At 72.1% G+C, this 13,123-nt stretch carries 10 protein-coding genes; 2 read left to right on the top strand and 8 right to left on the bottom strand.

All coding sequences use genetic code 11. The features are described from left to right. Positions 1 to 6 precede the first annotated feature (6 nt). A complete protein-coding gene (locus AB0F72_RS10030; protein ID WP_360428212.1) occupies positions 7 to 1,806 on the bottom strand; it encodes a Xaa-Pro dipeptidyl-peptidase in 1,800 nt (599 codons plus the stop codon). 104 nt (positions 1,807 to 1,910) lie between these two features. Here AB0F72_RS10030 and AB0F72_RS10025 point away from each other — a divergent pair, with 104 nt between their 5' ends. Together AB0F72_RS10025 and AB0F72_RS10020 are read left to right on the top strand one after the other, a co-directional pair. Then, positions 1,911 to 3,521, top strand: coding sequence for a M28 family metallopeptidase (locus AB0F72_RS10025; RefSeq protein ID WP_360428209.1), 1,611 nt, complete (start codon positions 1,911 to 1,913; stop codon positions 3,519 to 3,521). A gap of 144 nt (positions 3,522 to 3,665) precedes the next feature. Continuing rightward, positions 3,666 to 4,370 carry a LamG-like jellyroll fold domain-containing protein gene (locus tag AB0F72_RS10020; protein ID WP_360428206.1) on the top strand — a complete coding sequence of 235 codons (705 nt, stop codon included), beginning with the start codon at positions 3,666 to 3,668 and terminating at the stop codon, positions 4,368 to 4,370. On the opposite strand, the gene AB0F72_RS10015 is transcribed toward AB0F72_RS10020, so the two are convergent. From AB0F72_RS10015 to AB0F72_RS09985, 7 genes are all read right to left on the bottom strand, one after another. Beyond that, complete coding sequence (locus AB0F72_RS10015; protein ID WP_360428203.1) at positions 4,331 to 5,182, bottom strand: patatin-like phospholipase family protein; 852 nt, start codon at positions 5,180 to 5,182, stop codon at positions 4,331 to 4,333. The genes AB0F72_RS10020 and AB0F72_RS10015 overlap by 40 nt on opposite strands. A 140-nt stretch (positions 5,183 to 5,322) precedes the next feature. Beyond that, complete coding sequence (locus AB0F72_RS10010) at positions 5,323 to 7,515, bottom strand: NACHT domain-containing protein (protein ID WP_360428200.1); 2,193 nt, start codon at positions 7,513 to 7,515, stop codon at positions 5,323 to 5,325. Between the two features lie 58 nt (positions 7,516 to 7,573). Then, positions 7,574 to 7,876 carry a GNAT family N-acetyltransferase gene (locus AB0F72_RS10005; protein WP_360428197.1) on the bottom strand — a complete coding sequence of 101 codons (303 nt, stop codon included), beginning with the start codon at positions 7,874 to 7,876 and terminating at the stop codon, positions 7,574 to 7,576. Positions 7,877 to 7,888: 12 nt separating this feature from the next. After that, positions 7,889 to 8,590, bottom strand: a complete 702-nt coding sequence (locus AB0F72_RS10000) for an HAD family hydrolase (protein WP_360428194.1) — start codon at positions 8,588 to 8,590, stop codon at positions 7,889 to 7,891. Continuing rightward, positions 8,587 to 9,750 carry a UDP-N-acetylglucosamine 2-epimerase (non-hydrolyzing) gene (gene wecB, locus AB0F72_RS09995; protein WP_360428191.1) on the bottom strand — a complete coding sequence of 388 codons (1,164 nt, stop codon included), beginning with the start codon at positions 9,748 to 9,750 and terminating at the stop codon, positions 8,587 to 8,589. Before wecB ends, AB0F72_RS10000 begins: the two co-directional genes overlap by 4 nt. Further along, positions 9,747 to 11,765: an ATP-grasp domain-containing protein gene (locus AB0F72_RS09990; protein WP_360428188.1), complete on the bottom strand. Its 2,019-nt coding sequence runs from the start codon at positions 11,763 to 11,765 to the stop codon at positions 9,747 to 9,749. The genes wecB and AB0F72_RS09990 overlap by 4 nt, the downstream gene beginning before the upstream one ends. After that, on the bottom strand, positions 11,762 to 13,099 hold the full coding sequence (locus AB0F72_RS09985; protein ID WP_360428185.1) for a glycosyltransferase: 1,338 nt from the start codon (positions 13,097 to 13,099) through the stop codon (positions 11,762 to 11,764). The genes AB0F72_RS09990 and AB0F72_RS09985 overlap by 4 nt, the downstream gene beginning before the upstream one ends. Positions 13,100 to 13,123: the final 24 nt, after the last annotated feature.

The following is a 13,123-nucleotide window of genomic DNA, read 5'->3' as shown; positions in this document are numbered from 1 at the left end:
ACGGCATCAGCTCAAGCGCACCTGCAGACTGGAGAGGCTGGGGCGCACGGTGACCACCGTGCCGGCCGGGTAGCGCAGCGTGTGGTCGCGCTCGGTGGAGATCAGGACGAGGCCGATCCGGTGCCCGGCGGCGAAGACGTGGTCGGTGGTCTGGAGGTCCCAGTGGAAGGTGTACTCCCGGCCCGCCGTGATCGGCACGGTGCGAGCGGGTGAGAACCGGTTCCGCACGTCCAGCCAGCCGCGCGTGACGATCTCGAACGGGGTCGACGCCGTGACGTACTCACGCTGGTTGAAGCAGCCCGGGTCGCCCTCGATGCCGGGGCCGATGCAGTCCTGGGTGGTCAGGGTGCGCAGGCCGGCGTACCGATCGGCGGCCCCGTAATCGACGAGCAGGGCGGTCAGGTACGGCGAGTCGCCGGTCAGCGAGGCGCGCACGGTGACCGTCGGCGTGCCGGTGAGCCGGGTCTGCCGGGACAGCGGCGACGACAGGTAGGCGAGGCGGTTCGGGTCGGCGCCGATCGTCGCGGCGAGATCCTCGGCGGTCCGGGACGGGTCGTCCACGAACGACTGGGCCGCGTGTGACCAGCCACCGCCGAGCGTGCCGTCACCGAGCCGGAGCGACTGGGACAGGCCGGGCAGGGGCCAGCGGGCCGAGGTCTGCCAGACGCCGGGCGCGGTCTCCACGTCCGCGATCGGCTCCCGCATGACGCCGGTGTCGATCTTGTACAGCCACTGGTCGAACCATCGGTGCAGGGTCGTGAGCCACTGCTGCCGCCGTACGTTGAAGGGGTCGGTGTGCGCGGCCTGGTGCAGCCAGATCTTGCGCGGCACGCCGCGCGCGGAGAGCGCGTCCCACCACTGGCCGGCCTGGAGCGTGCGCACGTTCTCGTCGTGCAGCCCGTGCACGAGGAAGACGCTGGCCCGCACTTTGTTCACGTCGCGCAGGTAATCACGTTCCGCCCAGAACGCGCTGTAGTCACCGGTCTCCCGATCCTGCGCTTTCTCCAGATAATTCATCGCTTCGGTGCAGACTTCCGGATCGGCGCGCGTCAGCACGGCCTTCGCCAGCACGTCGGTGTCCTCGCCCTGGAACCCGCCGGGCGCCACCACGCCGCCGTTGGCCCGGTAGTAGTCGTACCAGGAGGAGATCGCCGCGATCGGGACGATCGTCTCCAGGCCCTGCACGCCGGTGGTGGCGACCGCGTTCGGCAGCGTGCCGTTGTAGGAGACGCCGATCATGCCGGTACGCCCGGTGGACCAGCTCGCCGCGACGGGCCGGCCCGCGGCGTCGAACGCCGGCGCCCGCCCGTTCAGCCAGTCCACAACGGCTTTCGCGCCGAGCGTCTCGTTGCGCCCGCCCGAGGTCGGGCAGCCGTCCGACCCGCCGGTGCCGAGGCTGTCGGCGAAGACCACCGCGTAACCGCGCGGCACGAAGTAGTTGTCCAGATATCCGGCGAAGGTGATGTTCTGCGCCCGGTCGACCACCCCGGCCGAGCCGACCGTGAGGCCGCCGTCGCGGTCGATGTCGTCGTGGTTCGGCACGTCGTTGAGGCCGGCGTAGTACGGGCTGGCCTGGAAGATGGCCGGCACCTTGACCGGGGCCACCGGCCGGATGACGCGCACCGCGACCCGGTCCGGCTTGCCGTCGGCGTCGCTGTCGACGCTGGTCTGCACCCACACCTGCTCACGGATCGCCGAGGCGTAGTCGTAGATCGGCTGGGTACCCGGAGCGGCGGCCTGCGCGGGCGCTCCGGTGAGCACGGGGGCGCCGACGAGGGCCAGCAGAACCGCCAAGACGATGCGCATCGCCGCACTATATCGCCGCACGTCGATCAACGGTACGGATGATGCATCGATCGCCGACTTCGTCTACGGTCAGCGGTGTTCCGATGTGGACAGGAGAATCCGCGATGAAGCTGAGGATCTTCGCGGCGGCGGCCACCGCCACCGCCCTGGTCATCGTCCCCGGTACCGCCGCCGCCGCAGGTGGGCACGGTCACCGCGACCCATGTGCGCGACAGGCCAACGACACCTACGCCGAACTGCTCAAGTGCGTGACGCTCAACGGCGTTCTCGGTCACCTCCAGAAGTTCCAGAAGATTGCCGACAAGAACGACGACGCCTACTACCCCGGCTCCCGGGCGGCCGGCACCGAGGGGTACGCGGAGAGCGTCAGGTACGTCTCCGGGCTGCTCCGCAAGGCCGGCTACAAGGTCACACTCGACGAGTTCGAGTTCGAGTTCGTCTTCCCGGCCCTGCTCCAGCAGCTCACCCCGGTGAACGCGGAGTACGAGACCGGCGCCTTCACCAACAGCCCGCCCGGCGACGTGACCGGCCCGGTCGTCCCGGTCGACGTCAACCTGACCGGCGACCGCGCCACCACCAGCGGTTGCTCCGCCGACGACTTCACCGGCCTGGACTTCAGCGGGCCGAACGACATCGCGCTGGTCCAGCGTGGCGGCACGCTGCCGGACGGCACCACCGCCTGTTCCTTCGTGATCAAGGCGCAGAACGCCGAGGCGGCCGGCGCCGAGGCCGTGATCGTCTTCAACCAGGGCAACGACCCGACCCGGGAGGGCCTGATCGTCGGCACGCTCGGCGACAACCCGACGGTCACCATCCCGGTGGTGGGCGCTAGCTTCGCCGACGGCGCGGCACTCGCGCAGGCCGGCTCGACCGCGCGCGTGCGGGTGCTGCCGTCCGAGACGCGCACCGACGTGAACGTCATCGCCGAACTGCCCGGCAAGAACCGGAACAACGTGGTGATGGCCGGCGCCCACCTGGACAGCGTCGGTGACGGGCCGGGCATCAACGACAACGGCTCCGGCTCCGCCGCGATCCTGGAGACCGCGCTGCAGATGGCGAGGATCAAGCCGCAGAACACCGTGCGGTTCGCCTGGTGGGGCGCCGAGGAGGAGGGCCTGATCGGCTCGACCGCGTACGTCGCGGACCTGCCCCAGGCCGAGCGTGACCGGATCGCGCTCTACCTCAACTACGACATGGTCGGCTCGCCGAACTACATCTTCCAGGTCTACGACGCGGACGAGTCGTCGTTCCCGGCCCCGGTCGTGGTGCCGCCCGGCTCGACCGCGATCGAGGACCTCTACGAGTCGTACTACACCTGGAAGGACGAGCCCTACGACGACGCCGAGTTCTCCGGCCGCAGCGACTACCAGGCGTTCATCGAGGCGGGCATCCCGTCCGGCGGCCTGTTCACCGGCGCCGAAGTGGTGAAGACCGCCGAGCAGCAGGCGATCTGGGGCGGTGTCGCCGGCGAGTCGTTCGACCAGTGCTACCACCAGGCCTGCGACACGATCAACAATCTGGATCTGCGCGCGCTCGAAGTCAACAGCGACCTGATCGCCTTCGCGCAGCTCACGTTCGCCTACTCGACCGAGTCGGTGAACGGCGTGCCCGGCCGGAAGGTCCCGGGCAAGCCGATCCGGCTGCCGGCGCCGGCCGGCCCGCAGGGCACGTTCAGCACGGACGGCGGGGACGGCCCGCACCACCCGGAGGACTGATCTTCACAGGTCCGCAAGGGCCCGACCAGGGGCGCGGGCCGCGGCGATCAGCCGCGGCCCGCTGCCTTGTCCTTCCGGGTGCGTTGAGGGTACGTGTACCGCTTCCGCCCCCGCCTTTTCCTGTTGTCCGGGGTACTGCTCGGCATGGCATCGCTGGCCGCCGCCACGACGGCTGCCCGGACCGGCGCCGATCGAGCCTTCTGGGTCCCGGCGACCCCGCCGCCGGCCCTGGTGGCGCACTACACCTTCGACGGCACCGGGCCGGCGACCTGGGCGGACAGCTCCGGCAAGGGCCACACGCTCACCCCGGTCACCGGCCACGCCACCCCGGAGCTGGCGGTCCGTGACACCGGCCGGGCCGTGCGCTTCCCCGCCCCCTGCCGGATGTCGCCCTGCCCGCGACTGGTGCTGCGGGCCGCGAGCAGCCCGGACCTGAATCCCGGCGTCCGGCCGTTCCGGTACGGCGCGTCGGTGCGGCTCGCTCCGAACCGCACCAGCAAGGGGCAGAACATCCTGCAGAAGGGCTATGCGACCGAGGGCAGCCAGTACAAGCTGCAGGTCGACGGCCGGTCCGGCCACCCCAGCTGCGCCCTGGTCGCCGGCGCGGCGATCCACCTGGTCCTGGCCCGGGTGACAGTCGCCGACGACCGCTGGCACACCGTCGAGTGCCGCCGCCACGGCGCGAACCTCGCCGTCTACGTGGATCGGACCGCCCAGGGCATCGTGGCGCTCCCGACGGACCTGTCAGTGGTGAACAGGGACCCGCTGAGCCTCGGCGGCAAGAGCGCGTTCGGCGACAACGACCAGTTTCACGGGATGCTCGACGACGTCTGGGTCGCGGTCGGCTGACGGTCCCGCTCCCACAGCTTGCGCGCCGCGGCGGCCTCGGTGAGGGCCCGCAGCAGCGGCAGCGCCTGCTCGGTGGCGACCCGGCCGGCCTGCTCGAACTCCGGGATCCGGGAGAGCTCCCAGAACGCGTACCCGTCCACCTCCGGGCTGAGCACCAGGTCGGCGTCCTTCGCCAGGTTGTTCGTGCCGCCCGGCTGCAGCGTGGAGACCGCCACCATGATGTGCAGGATCGTGGCCGGCGGGCGGCGCGGCAGCGGGCCGGACACGTCGACCGCCACCACGATGTCGGCCCCGAGCCGGCGGGCCACCCCGGCCGGGACGATGTTGACGAGCGAGCCGTCGACGAGCATCAGCCCGTCCCGGTCCACCGGCGGGAACACGCCGGGCACGGCCGCGCTGGCGAGCACCGCCTGGGCCACCGGCCCGTCCCGCATCACCACCTCCTCGCCGGTCGCCAGGTCACAGGCGACCGCCGCGAACGGCAGCCTCAGGTCGTCGAAGGTGGCGTGGTCCAGCGCCGTCTCCAGGAAGACGCCCAGCCTGCTGGTCTCGAAGAGCGCTTTCCGGGTACGGCCCGGGCGCACCAGCCGCGCCCACCGCAGCGTCTGCGCCAGCTTCAGGATCTCGGACGGCGACTTCCCGGCCGCGTAGAGCGCCCCGACCAGCGCTCCGGCGCTGGTCCCGGTGATCACCGCCGGCTCCAGCCCGGCCTGGTCGAGCACCTCCAGCACGCCGACGTGCGCGGCGCCCCGCACCGCGCCGCCACCGAGGGCCAGCCCGATCCTGATCTCCGGCGTCTCGTCCCGGTCCATTCCCCCACCCTGCGGTCCGCCCGGACGCTTCGGCAAGCCGGTGTGTCCAGCTCCATCCCGGCTGTCCAGCCCTCATCGCGCCAGCCCTCATCGCGCCAAACCTCACCGCGCCAAACCTCATCGCGCCAGCCCTCATCGTGTCAGCCCAGACCGAGCTCGGCCCGCCGCTTCTCCACCGAGGCCGCCAGCCGCTCCGGGTCACAAGCCACCAGATGGTCACGAATCAGCAGGTGGATGAAGCGGTACTCCCCCTCGGCGCTGGTGAGGATGCTGCGATCGGTGGCGAACCTGAGAAACGCCCGACGCCACGGCACCAGGTCACCGGCGACGTACATCGACAGCCATGACGCGCGGCCGGTGAGCGCCAGCCCCAGCAAGATGGCGGGCACCAAGCCGCTGAGCAGGCCGACCACGAGACCGGCCAGCGGCGCGATCATCGGGCGGAACCACGACTCGGTGAACAGCAGAATCGACGCGGACATACCGGCCAGGGAGACCAGGAAACCGGCGACCCTGGCCGTCCTGGACCTTTCCACAGGAGGAAACGACGGACTTTCCAGGAAGGGCACCACCGTGCCGAAGACCAGGAACACCGTGCCGAGGCCCGCCGCCCAGGCCGTCCCCGCCGACCGCGGAACGCCGGTGAAGAACGTGGTGACGGCCACCCCGGTGCCGACCGCCAGAGGGATGAACGGGAGGAGCCGGTCCGAGTGATCGTCTCTCCACCAGATCACGGTGCTGACACCGGCCACGGTCATGATCACCATGGCGGGAAGGACCCGGGAATCCGTGTCGACCGCGTTCACCGCGACGTGCAGCGTGATCATCAGTCCGGCGGAGAAGACCAGCAGGAGGACCACGACGGCGACGAAAAGCCACCATCTGCGTATCAGGTTCGCCCAGCCGTCGACCAGCGCGAGATCGACGAACTGCCAATACAGCAGACCGCCCAGGATCAGGGCAAGGAAGCCGTTCGCCCCGACTGCCACAGCCGCGGTGCTCACCACCGCGGCCACGGTGAAGGTCGCCGGAAAGAAGCGCACCGCGGAAACGGCCAGCCCGGCATCACTGACCGTGCTTTTCGCATTCATGTCGTCGGGGAAGATCACCCGGACGCTGCCGCCGGCCTTGAGCGAGCCTTCGGCCAGCAATCGGAGAGCCCGCAGCACCTGCACGGCCGAGCTGATCTCACCGTATCGGCGGCGGGCCAGCACCTCCACCAGGTACGCGTCGAACACGTCCGCGCGCCGGGCCTGCCGATCGGTCTCCTCGGGGAGCGCCGGCAGCGCCGCGTCGCTCTGCGCCAGCGCCATGATGTGCAGCATCAGCGGCGTGGTCAGCAACTCCCACAGCTCGTCGTCGGCACGCAGGGCCTCCGCAGTGCGGGCCAGATACGGGCTGACCGTGTCGAAGTACGCCGTCACCTGCTCCCTGGTCAGCGGCCGGATCGACACCGCGCCCTGCAGCCGGAGCCGCGCGGACAGCTTCTCGTAGTCGGCTTCCCGGCTGCACACCACGACCCGGGTCGCGATCCCGCGCTCCTGCAATCTGTTGATCTCCGCGACGCAGCGGTCGCGGTACGAGTCGCGGACCTCGTCGAGCCCGTCCAGCAGCAGAATCAGCCGGTCGGCCGCCAGCCACGACCGCGCCACCGCGACCGGGATCCGGTAACGCCGCTTGAGCGACACGAGCAGCCAATCCGCGAAGGCCCGGGGTTCCTCCTCGCCGCCACCGAACAGCCGCCAGCGGCTCGCGCCGGAGCGGGACCAGTCGGCGAGATCGACCACGACCGGGATCCGCGTCTCGTCGGCGCGAGCCACCAGCATCGAGGCCAGATCGATGAGCAGCGTCGTCTTCCCGGCTCCCGGCGCGCCGAGGATCAGCATCGAGCCGTCCATCTCGTCGAAGACGTCGGCGATGCCGTGCTCCGCGGAGAGCTGGAAGTCGGCGCCGCTGATCCGCTGGACAAGGTGCACGGTCTGCCGGACCGCCGTCGGGCGCTCGTCGAGGGCGAGCGCGAGCCGGACCTTCTCGTCGAGGGCGCCCTTCTGCCGGCCCTCGACGTAGTGGGCGATCTGGGCGAGGGCGCGCGGGGCGTTGCGCGGGTCGTCCGGGTGCAGCGCCGAGATCGGCTTGGCCGGGCGGCCCTCCCGCCGGGACAGCCACTCCAGGACGATGACCACGGCGACGCAGGCCAGGGCCACCGGCCACAGCCAGTTGATGTAGGGCTTCAGCCACGGCGGCGCGTCACCGCTGGTCCCCACGTTGACGGCGACCGGCACCACGAGCAGGCTGGCGATCGCGCCGAGCGTGATCTGAAGGATGCGGCCCATGTCGGCGACTCCACCGGATGCGGACGGGTCACCGATTGTCGCAGATCGTGGCGCTGTCCTATTTGACCTTTCGGGTGGATCTGGCGACCACCGTGTCGTACTCCGGGTGCTTCTCCAGCCAGCCGCTGATGAAGGGGCAGATCGGCACAACGGTCCGGTTGCGGGACTTCGCGTCGTCCATCACGGCCTTCGCGAGGGCGGAACCCACGCCGTGCCCCTCGTACGCCGGGACGACCTCGGTGTGCGTGTAGACGATGATGGCGCCGGTCAGCTGATAGGTGACGAACCCGGCCAGGTTGCCGTCGTCGTCACGCGCCTCGAAGCGTTCGCGCTCGGGCGCGTCGGTCACAGAGATGCTCACCGTCCCATCCAATCAAGCCAGGAGCAGACCAGCGGCGGCGGGCAGGTCGGCCACCACGGCGGTCGCGGGCGGCTCGTCCGGGCAGTCGGTGTACTCGCCGGTGCGTACCCGGATGGAGCGGGCGCCGAGCGCGGCCGCGACCGCCACGTCCTTGCCCGGGCGGTCGCCGATCACCACGAGCTCGGAGGGCGCGACGCCGAGCCGGGACGCCGCCTCGCGCAGGCCGGCCGGATGGGGCTTGCGGACGGTACGGCCACCCAGCTCGTCGGTGATCACGACGACCGGGAAGAAGTCGTCCATGCCGACCGCGGCCAGTTTGGCGCGCTGGATCACCGGGTTGCCGTCGGTCAGGCAGGCGATCGGGTAGCGGGCGGCGATCGCGTCGAGGGCGGCGGCCGCGCCGGGGAACACGGGCAGCCGCCGCGGGCGGTAACCGGTGAACGCCGCGACCAGGACCGGCAGGATCGCGGGCAGCTCGGCGGCCGGTACCCCGTACCGGAGAAGGGCTCTGTCGATCGTCCCGCCGCGATCCGATCCGGCGATCAGCTGACGCCGGACCGCCCGGCCGAGCCGCACCGGGTCGAGGCCCGCCGCGGCGCCGGCGCGACCCACCGCGCGGGCCGCGCCGTAGAGGTACGCGGCCTGCGGGTAGATCGTGTCGTCGAGGTCCACGACGACGCCTGTCACGCCGAGGAAGGCGGCGGAATCGGTCACGCCACGGCCCAGGGCAGCGGGCCGGCGGTGTAGTCGGGCTCGTCCAGGGCGAGCAGCGCGTCGACGATCGGATCGGCGAGCAGCTCGGCGACGCGCGGACCGGTGTTGCCGTCACCGTACGGGCAGGGCAGCGCCGCGATGTGCGCGAGCATCAGTGGCGCGCTCAGCCGGTGGGCCGCCGCGACCGCCCGGTCGGCCTCCTCGTCGGTGCTGATCCCGGTGAGCACCGCGGTTCCGGTCTCCACCCCTTCCCAGCGGGGCGTGGAGCGCCGCAGCACGACCACCGGGACGCCGAGGTAGGAGGCCTCCTCCTGGAGTCCGCCGGAGTCGGTGACGACGACCCGGCTGGTGGCCAGCTCGCGGAGCAGGTCGTCGTAGCCGAGCGGGTCCTCACAGGTCACGCCGGGCACCGCGGCGAGGCGTTCGGCGAGGCCGTGTTCGCGCAGGCGGGCGCCGGTGCGCGGGTGGACCGGGAAGCGGACCGGTCCGATGTCGGCGAGCCGGGCGACGACGCCGATCAGGCGGGCCAGGCGATCCGGGTCGTCGACGTTGCTCGCGCGGTGGGCGGTGACGAGCACCCCGGTACGGTTCGCGGGCGGCACCGGCGTGATGCCACGCTGCCGCAGCGCGTCGATCACCGGGTTGCCGACGATGAAGATCCGGTCGGCGTCCACGCCCTCTCCGGCGAGGAAGCCGGCGGCCCGGCCGGTCGGCGCGAAGTGCAGCTGGGCGGTGGCCGCGGCGACCCGGCGGTTGACCTCTTCGAGGCTGCGCGGGTTGAAGCTGCGCAGCCCGGCTTCGAGGTGGGCGAACGGCACGCCGGCGGCACGGGAGGCGAGGGCGTACGCGGGAACGGTGTGGGTGTCGCCCAGGGCGAGCACCAGGTCGACCGGGTTGGACCGCAGCACCTCGTCGGCGCCCTCCAGCAGCGCGCCGAGCCGGCTGCCGCCGTCCTGCGCCGCTTCCGGCAGGGACCGCCGGATGTCCGGCCGCAGGCCGAGGTCGCGCTGCACGTCACCGGCCATCGCGGCGTCGGTGTGCTGCCCGGTGTCGACGGCCAGGACGGTGTGCCCGTACTCGCGCAGGGCGGCCACGACCGGGGCAAGTTTGATGACCTCGGGCCGGGTGCCGAACGGGACGAGGATGCGTTTGGCGGTCATCGGGCAGCTCCCACGAGCTCGTCGGCGGACGTGTAGAAGATCTCGCTGAAGTACCGGGCCATCCGCAGGCCCGGCCGGAACTCGAGCGGTGGCAGGTCGGCGGCCGGGTCGAGGATCCCGGCGACGTAGGTGCCGACCACGTCGGCGCCGGCCGCGAGGGTGAGCGGCAGGCCACCGGAGAAACGCGGGTTGACCTCGACGATCGTGACCTCGCCGGCCGGGCCGACGAAGCCCTGCACGTTGGCGGGGCCACTGTGGCCGACGGCCCGGAGCGTGGCGGCGACCACCTCGGTGACGGCCGGCGACGCGAACGTGGTGCCGCGCACCGAGATGCCGCCCCGGGTCTCGTCGCGCCAGCGGGGCACGCAGGCCAGCATCCGGCCGTCCCGGGCGACCAGGGCGTCGGCGGTGAACTCGCGGCCGTCCAGGCGGGTCTGGACGATCGCGCCGGGGACGGTGAAGAACGCGTGCGGCAGGTCGGCGGGCTCGTCGACGAGGACCACGTCGCGGCTGCCCCGGCCGCGGGCCGGTTTCACCACCCAGGGGCCGGGGACCAGGCCGGCGGTGCCGGCGGTCCAGGCGGTCGCCGGGTGCGGCACCCCGGCGGCGTGCAGGGCGGTGGCGAAGGCGACCTTGTCGAGGCAGGTCTCGGCGGCGGCCGGGTCGGGCAGCCAGGTCCGCACGCCCATCTCGTCGAGACGGGCGGTGAGCGGGGTCAGCGCCCGGTACTCCTCGGCGACCGTGCAGACCAGCGCCGACGGCCGGTGCTCCGCGAGGACGGCGAGCAGGCTGTCCGCGTACCCGGGCTGGTCCGCTCGCGGCAGCACCGCGGCGTGCGCGGCGAGCCGGAGCCCGGCCCCGTCGGGGTTGGCGTCCAGCGCGAGGACCTCGTCGCCGGCCTTCCGCAGCGCCTGGATCACCGCGACGCCGGCCGGACCGCCGGCGCCGGTCACCGCGATCAGGCGGCCGGTCGGTGCCGGCCCGGTCGGTGCCGGCCCGGTCGCGGCCGGCGCGCGCATCAGCCAGGCACGGGCCCAGAGGCGCAGCGCGATCACGTCGGCGCTGGCGATCGGCTCCCACTGGCGGGCGGCGACCACGTCGGCGAGCGCGTCCAGCACCCCGGTGTCGGTCTCGTGGGTGGCGACGGCGAGCAGGGTGGCGGTGTGCACGCCGAGGCCCTTGCCGGCCAGGTCGCGGACGATGGCGGCGCGGCGGGCGGCGTTCTCGTGGCCGACCCGGTAGTCCACGCGGGTGCGCTCCCGGCGGCGGGCGAGGCGCGCCGACAGGGCCCGCGGCAGGACCTTGCGGTGCAGGAACGCCGCTACCTGAACCTTCGGCGCCTTCGGGGCGTCGTCGGAGTCGAGCGGCACCCGGTGACCGAGCCCGGGACGGGCCCAGGCCTCGGGCCGGTCCGCGGTGTGCCGTCCCGTGTGATCCTGCTCGGCGCGCTGGGCGTCGTACATCGTCATTCCGATCATGATGAGCAGTCCGATCAGGGTGTAGGCGAAATTGATGACCGCGCCGATCCAGTCGTGGAAGAAGACCAGCGCGTCCACGGCGAAGTACCGCCCGGCCAGCAGCGACAGCAGGAGCCGGACCTGGTTGGCGGCGAGCACGAAGACGGCCGCGACGGCGAACCCGGCGATGACCTGGGACCGCTCGCGCAGGACGATGACGGCGAGGGCGGCCAGGGCCAGGACGCTGGACAGGATCGAGCAGGATCCGGTCATCTGCGCGACCACCGGCTCGAACCCGGGACCGAAGACGAGGAACGAGTCGCCGAGCGCCGCCGAGATCCGGTCGACGCCGAGCGCCAGGATGATCTGCTCGCAGATCCGCACCTCGAGGTGGCGGGCCCCGTCGATCCAGAGCAGGTATCCGCCGACGCAGCCGAGCACCGCGAGCGCTATCTCGATCAGGACCAGGTGGCGGCGGCGGGCCGTGCCGCCGGCGACCAGCCGGCGCGCGGCCCGGTCGTGCAGGGCGTGGTCGAGGCGGCGGGCGACGAGGGTCATGCCGCCTCCATCACCGGGGCCTGGACCGGGGCGCTGGTCGCGCCCGAGCGCGCGGTCTTGGACCAGCTGTAGGTGGTCCCCCACATGCCGTCGAGGTAGGCCTTGGTGGCGGTCAGGATCGACATCCCGAAGGCGGGGATGAATCCGACGAGCATCCACACGGCCTTGCGGGACACCCGCCCGAGCACCAGCCCGACCGCGAGCTCGGTGAACGGCCCGGCGAACAGCAGCGCGGACAGCGAGATCATCTGGAGGAGGGAGGCGCCGCCGATCCCGAAGGCCCTCAGGGCGATCAATATCAGCCCGAGACCGCAGAGAACGGGCACGTGGTAGACCCAGAGGAAGAGGACCGTCTCCAGTTTCTCCATGAGGGACAGATGGGGTGAGACGACCACCGGCCGCCAGTAGTCCCGCAGACACTTCTGGTGCCCGCGCGCCCACCGGTACCGCTGCCGCCAGAACCGGCTGTTCGACAGCACCGCTTCCTCGAAGTCGACAGCGGTCGAGTCGTAGCGGACCCGGTACCCGTCCAGCAGCAGCCGCAGCGTGAGGTCGGTGTCCTCGGTGACGGTGTGCGGGTTCCAGCCGCCGAGGGCCCGGATCAGATCGGTGCGGACCGCGCAGTTCGCGCCACCGTAGGCGGGCAGCTCGAACAGCGCCTGCCGGCCGTACTCGTTGACCAGATAGCCGGACAGGTAGTCGATGAAGATCGTCGACGCGAGGTTCGACTCGACACCGTTGCGGACCACGCAGCGCCCCATCACCGCGCCCACCCGCGGGTCCCGGAAATGCCTGACGAGCCGGCGCAGCACGCTCGGCTCGGGCTGGTGATCGGCGTCGAAGATGACCGCGATCTCCGCCTCGACCAGGGCGAGGGCGTCGTTGAGGGCGCCCGACTTGCCGCCGCCGGCGCCGGGCGGCCGGTGCAGCACCCGCAGCCGGGGGTTGGCCGCGTGCCAGGCGTCGAGTTTCGCGCCGGTGCCGTCGGTGGAGGCGTCGTCGACGACGACCACGGTCAGCGCCGACGGCGGGTAGGACAGGTCGAGCATGGCCGCCACCATGCCGTCGACCACGAGTTCCTCGTCCTTGCAGGCGACCAGGACGGCGATCGAGGGGGTGTAGGTCTCGATGCCGACGACGGGCGCGTCGAGGTCGCGTTCCGCCCAGCGGGCCGCTGAGACCGCGAACGCGAGATGCCGGAAGAAGAAGAGCAGGAACACGACGTTGAGCACCGTCGCGGCCCAGCCCAGCGTCCGGTCAACGCCGAACAGCGCGAACGCCGCGGCGAGGACCAGGACGTGGGTGAGCAGGGCGCGACGGTGGTGCTCCGGCACGCGGCGGTGGCGCCCCCGTCCGGC

The organism is Actinoplanes sp. NPDC023936 (assembly GCF_040639325.1).
Lineage (GTDB): Bacteria > Actinomycetota > Actinomycetes > Mycobacteriales > Micromonosporaceae > Actinoplanes.
This window is presented reverse-complemented; position numbering and strand designations above follow the sequence as displayed.

Excerpts from the sequence above, each read along its gene's own strand:
- AB0F72_RS10015 (WP_360428203.1), bottom strand. The coding sequence starts at position 5,182 with ATGGACCGGGACGAGACGCCGGAGATCAGGATCGGGCTGGCCCTCGGT.
- AB0F72_RS09990 (WP_360428188.1), bottom strand. The coding sequence starts at position 11,765 with ATGACCCTCGTCGCCCGCCGCCTCGACCACGCCCTGCACGACCGGGCC.
- AB0F72_RS10030 (WP_360428212.1), bottom strand. The coding sequence starts at position 1,806 with ATGCGCATCGTCTTGGCGGTTCTGCTGGCCCTCGTCGGCGCCCCCGTG.
- AB0F72_RS10025 (WP_360428209.1), top strand. The coding sequence starts at position 1,911 with ATGAAGCTGAGGATCTTCGCGGCGGCGGCCACCGCCACCGCCCTGGTC.
- AB0F72_RS10020 (WP_360428206.1), top strand. The coding sequence starts at position 3,666 with ATGGCATCGCTGGCCGCCGCCACGACGGCTGCCCGGACCGGCGCCGAT.
- AB0F72_RS10010 (WP_360428200.1), bottom strand. The coding sequence starts at position 7,515 with ATGGGCCGCATCCTTCAGATCACGCTCGGCGCGATCGCCAGCCTGCTC.
- wecB (WP_360428191.1), bottom strand. The coding sequence starts at position 9,750 with ATGACCGCCAAACGCATCCTCGTCCCGTTCGGCACCCGGCCCGAGGTC.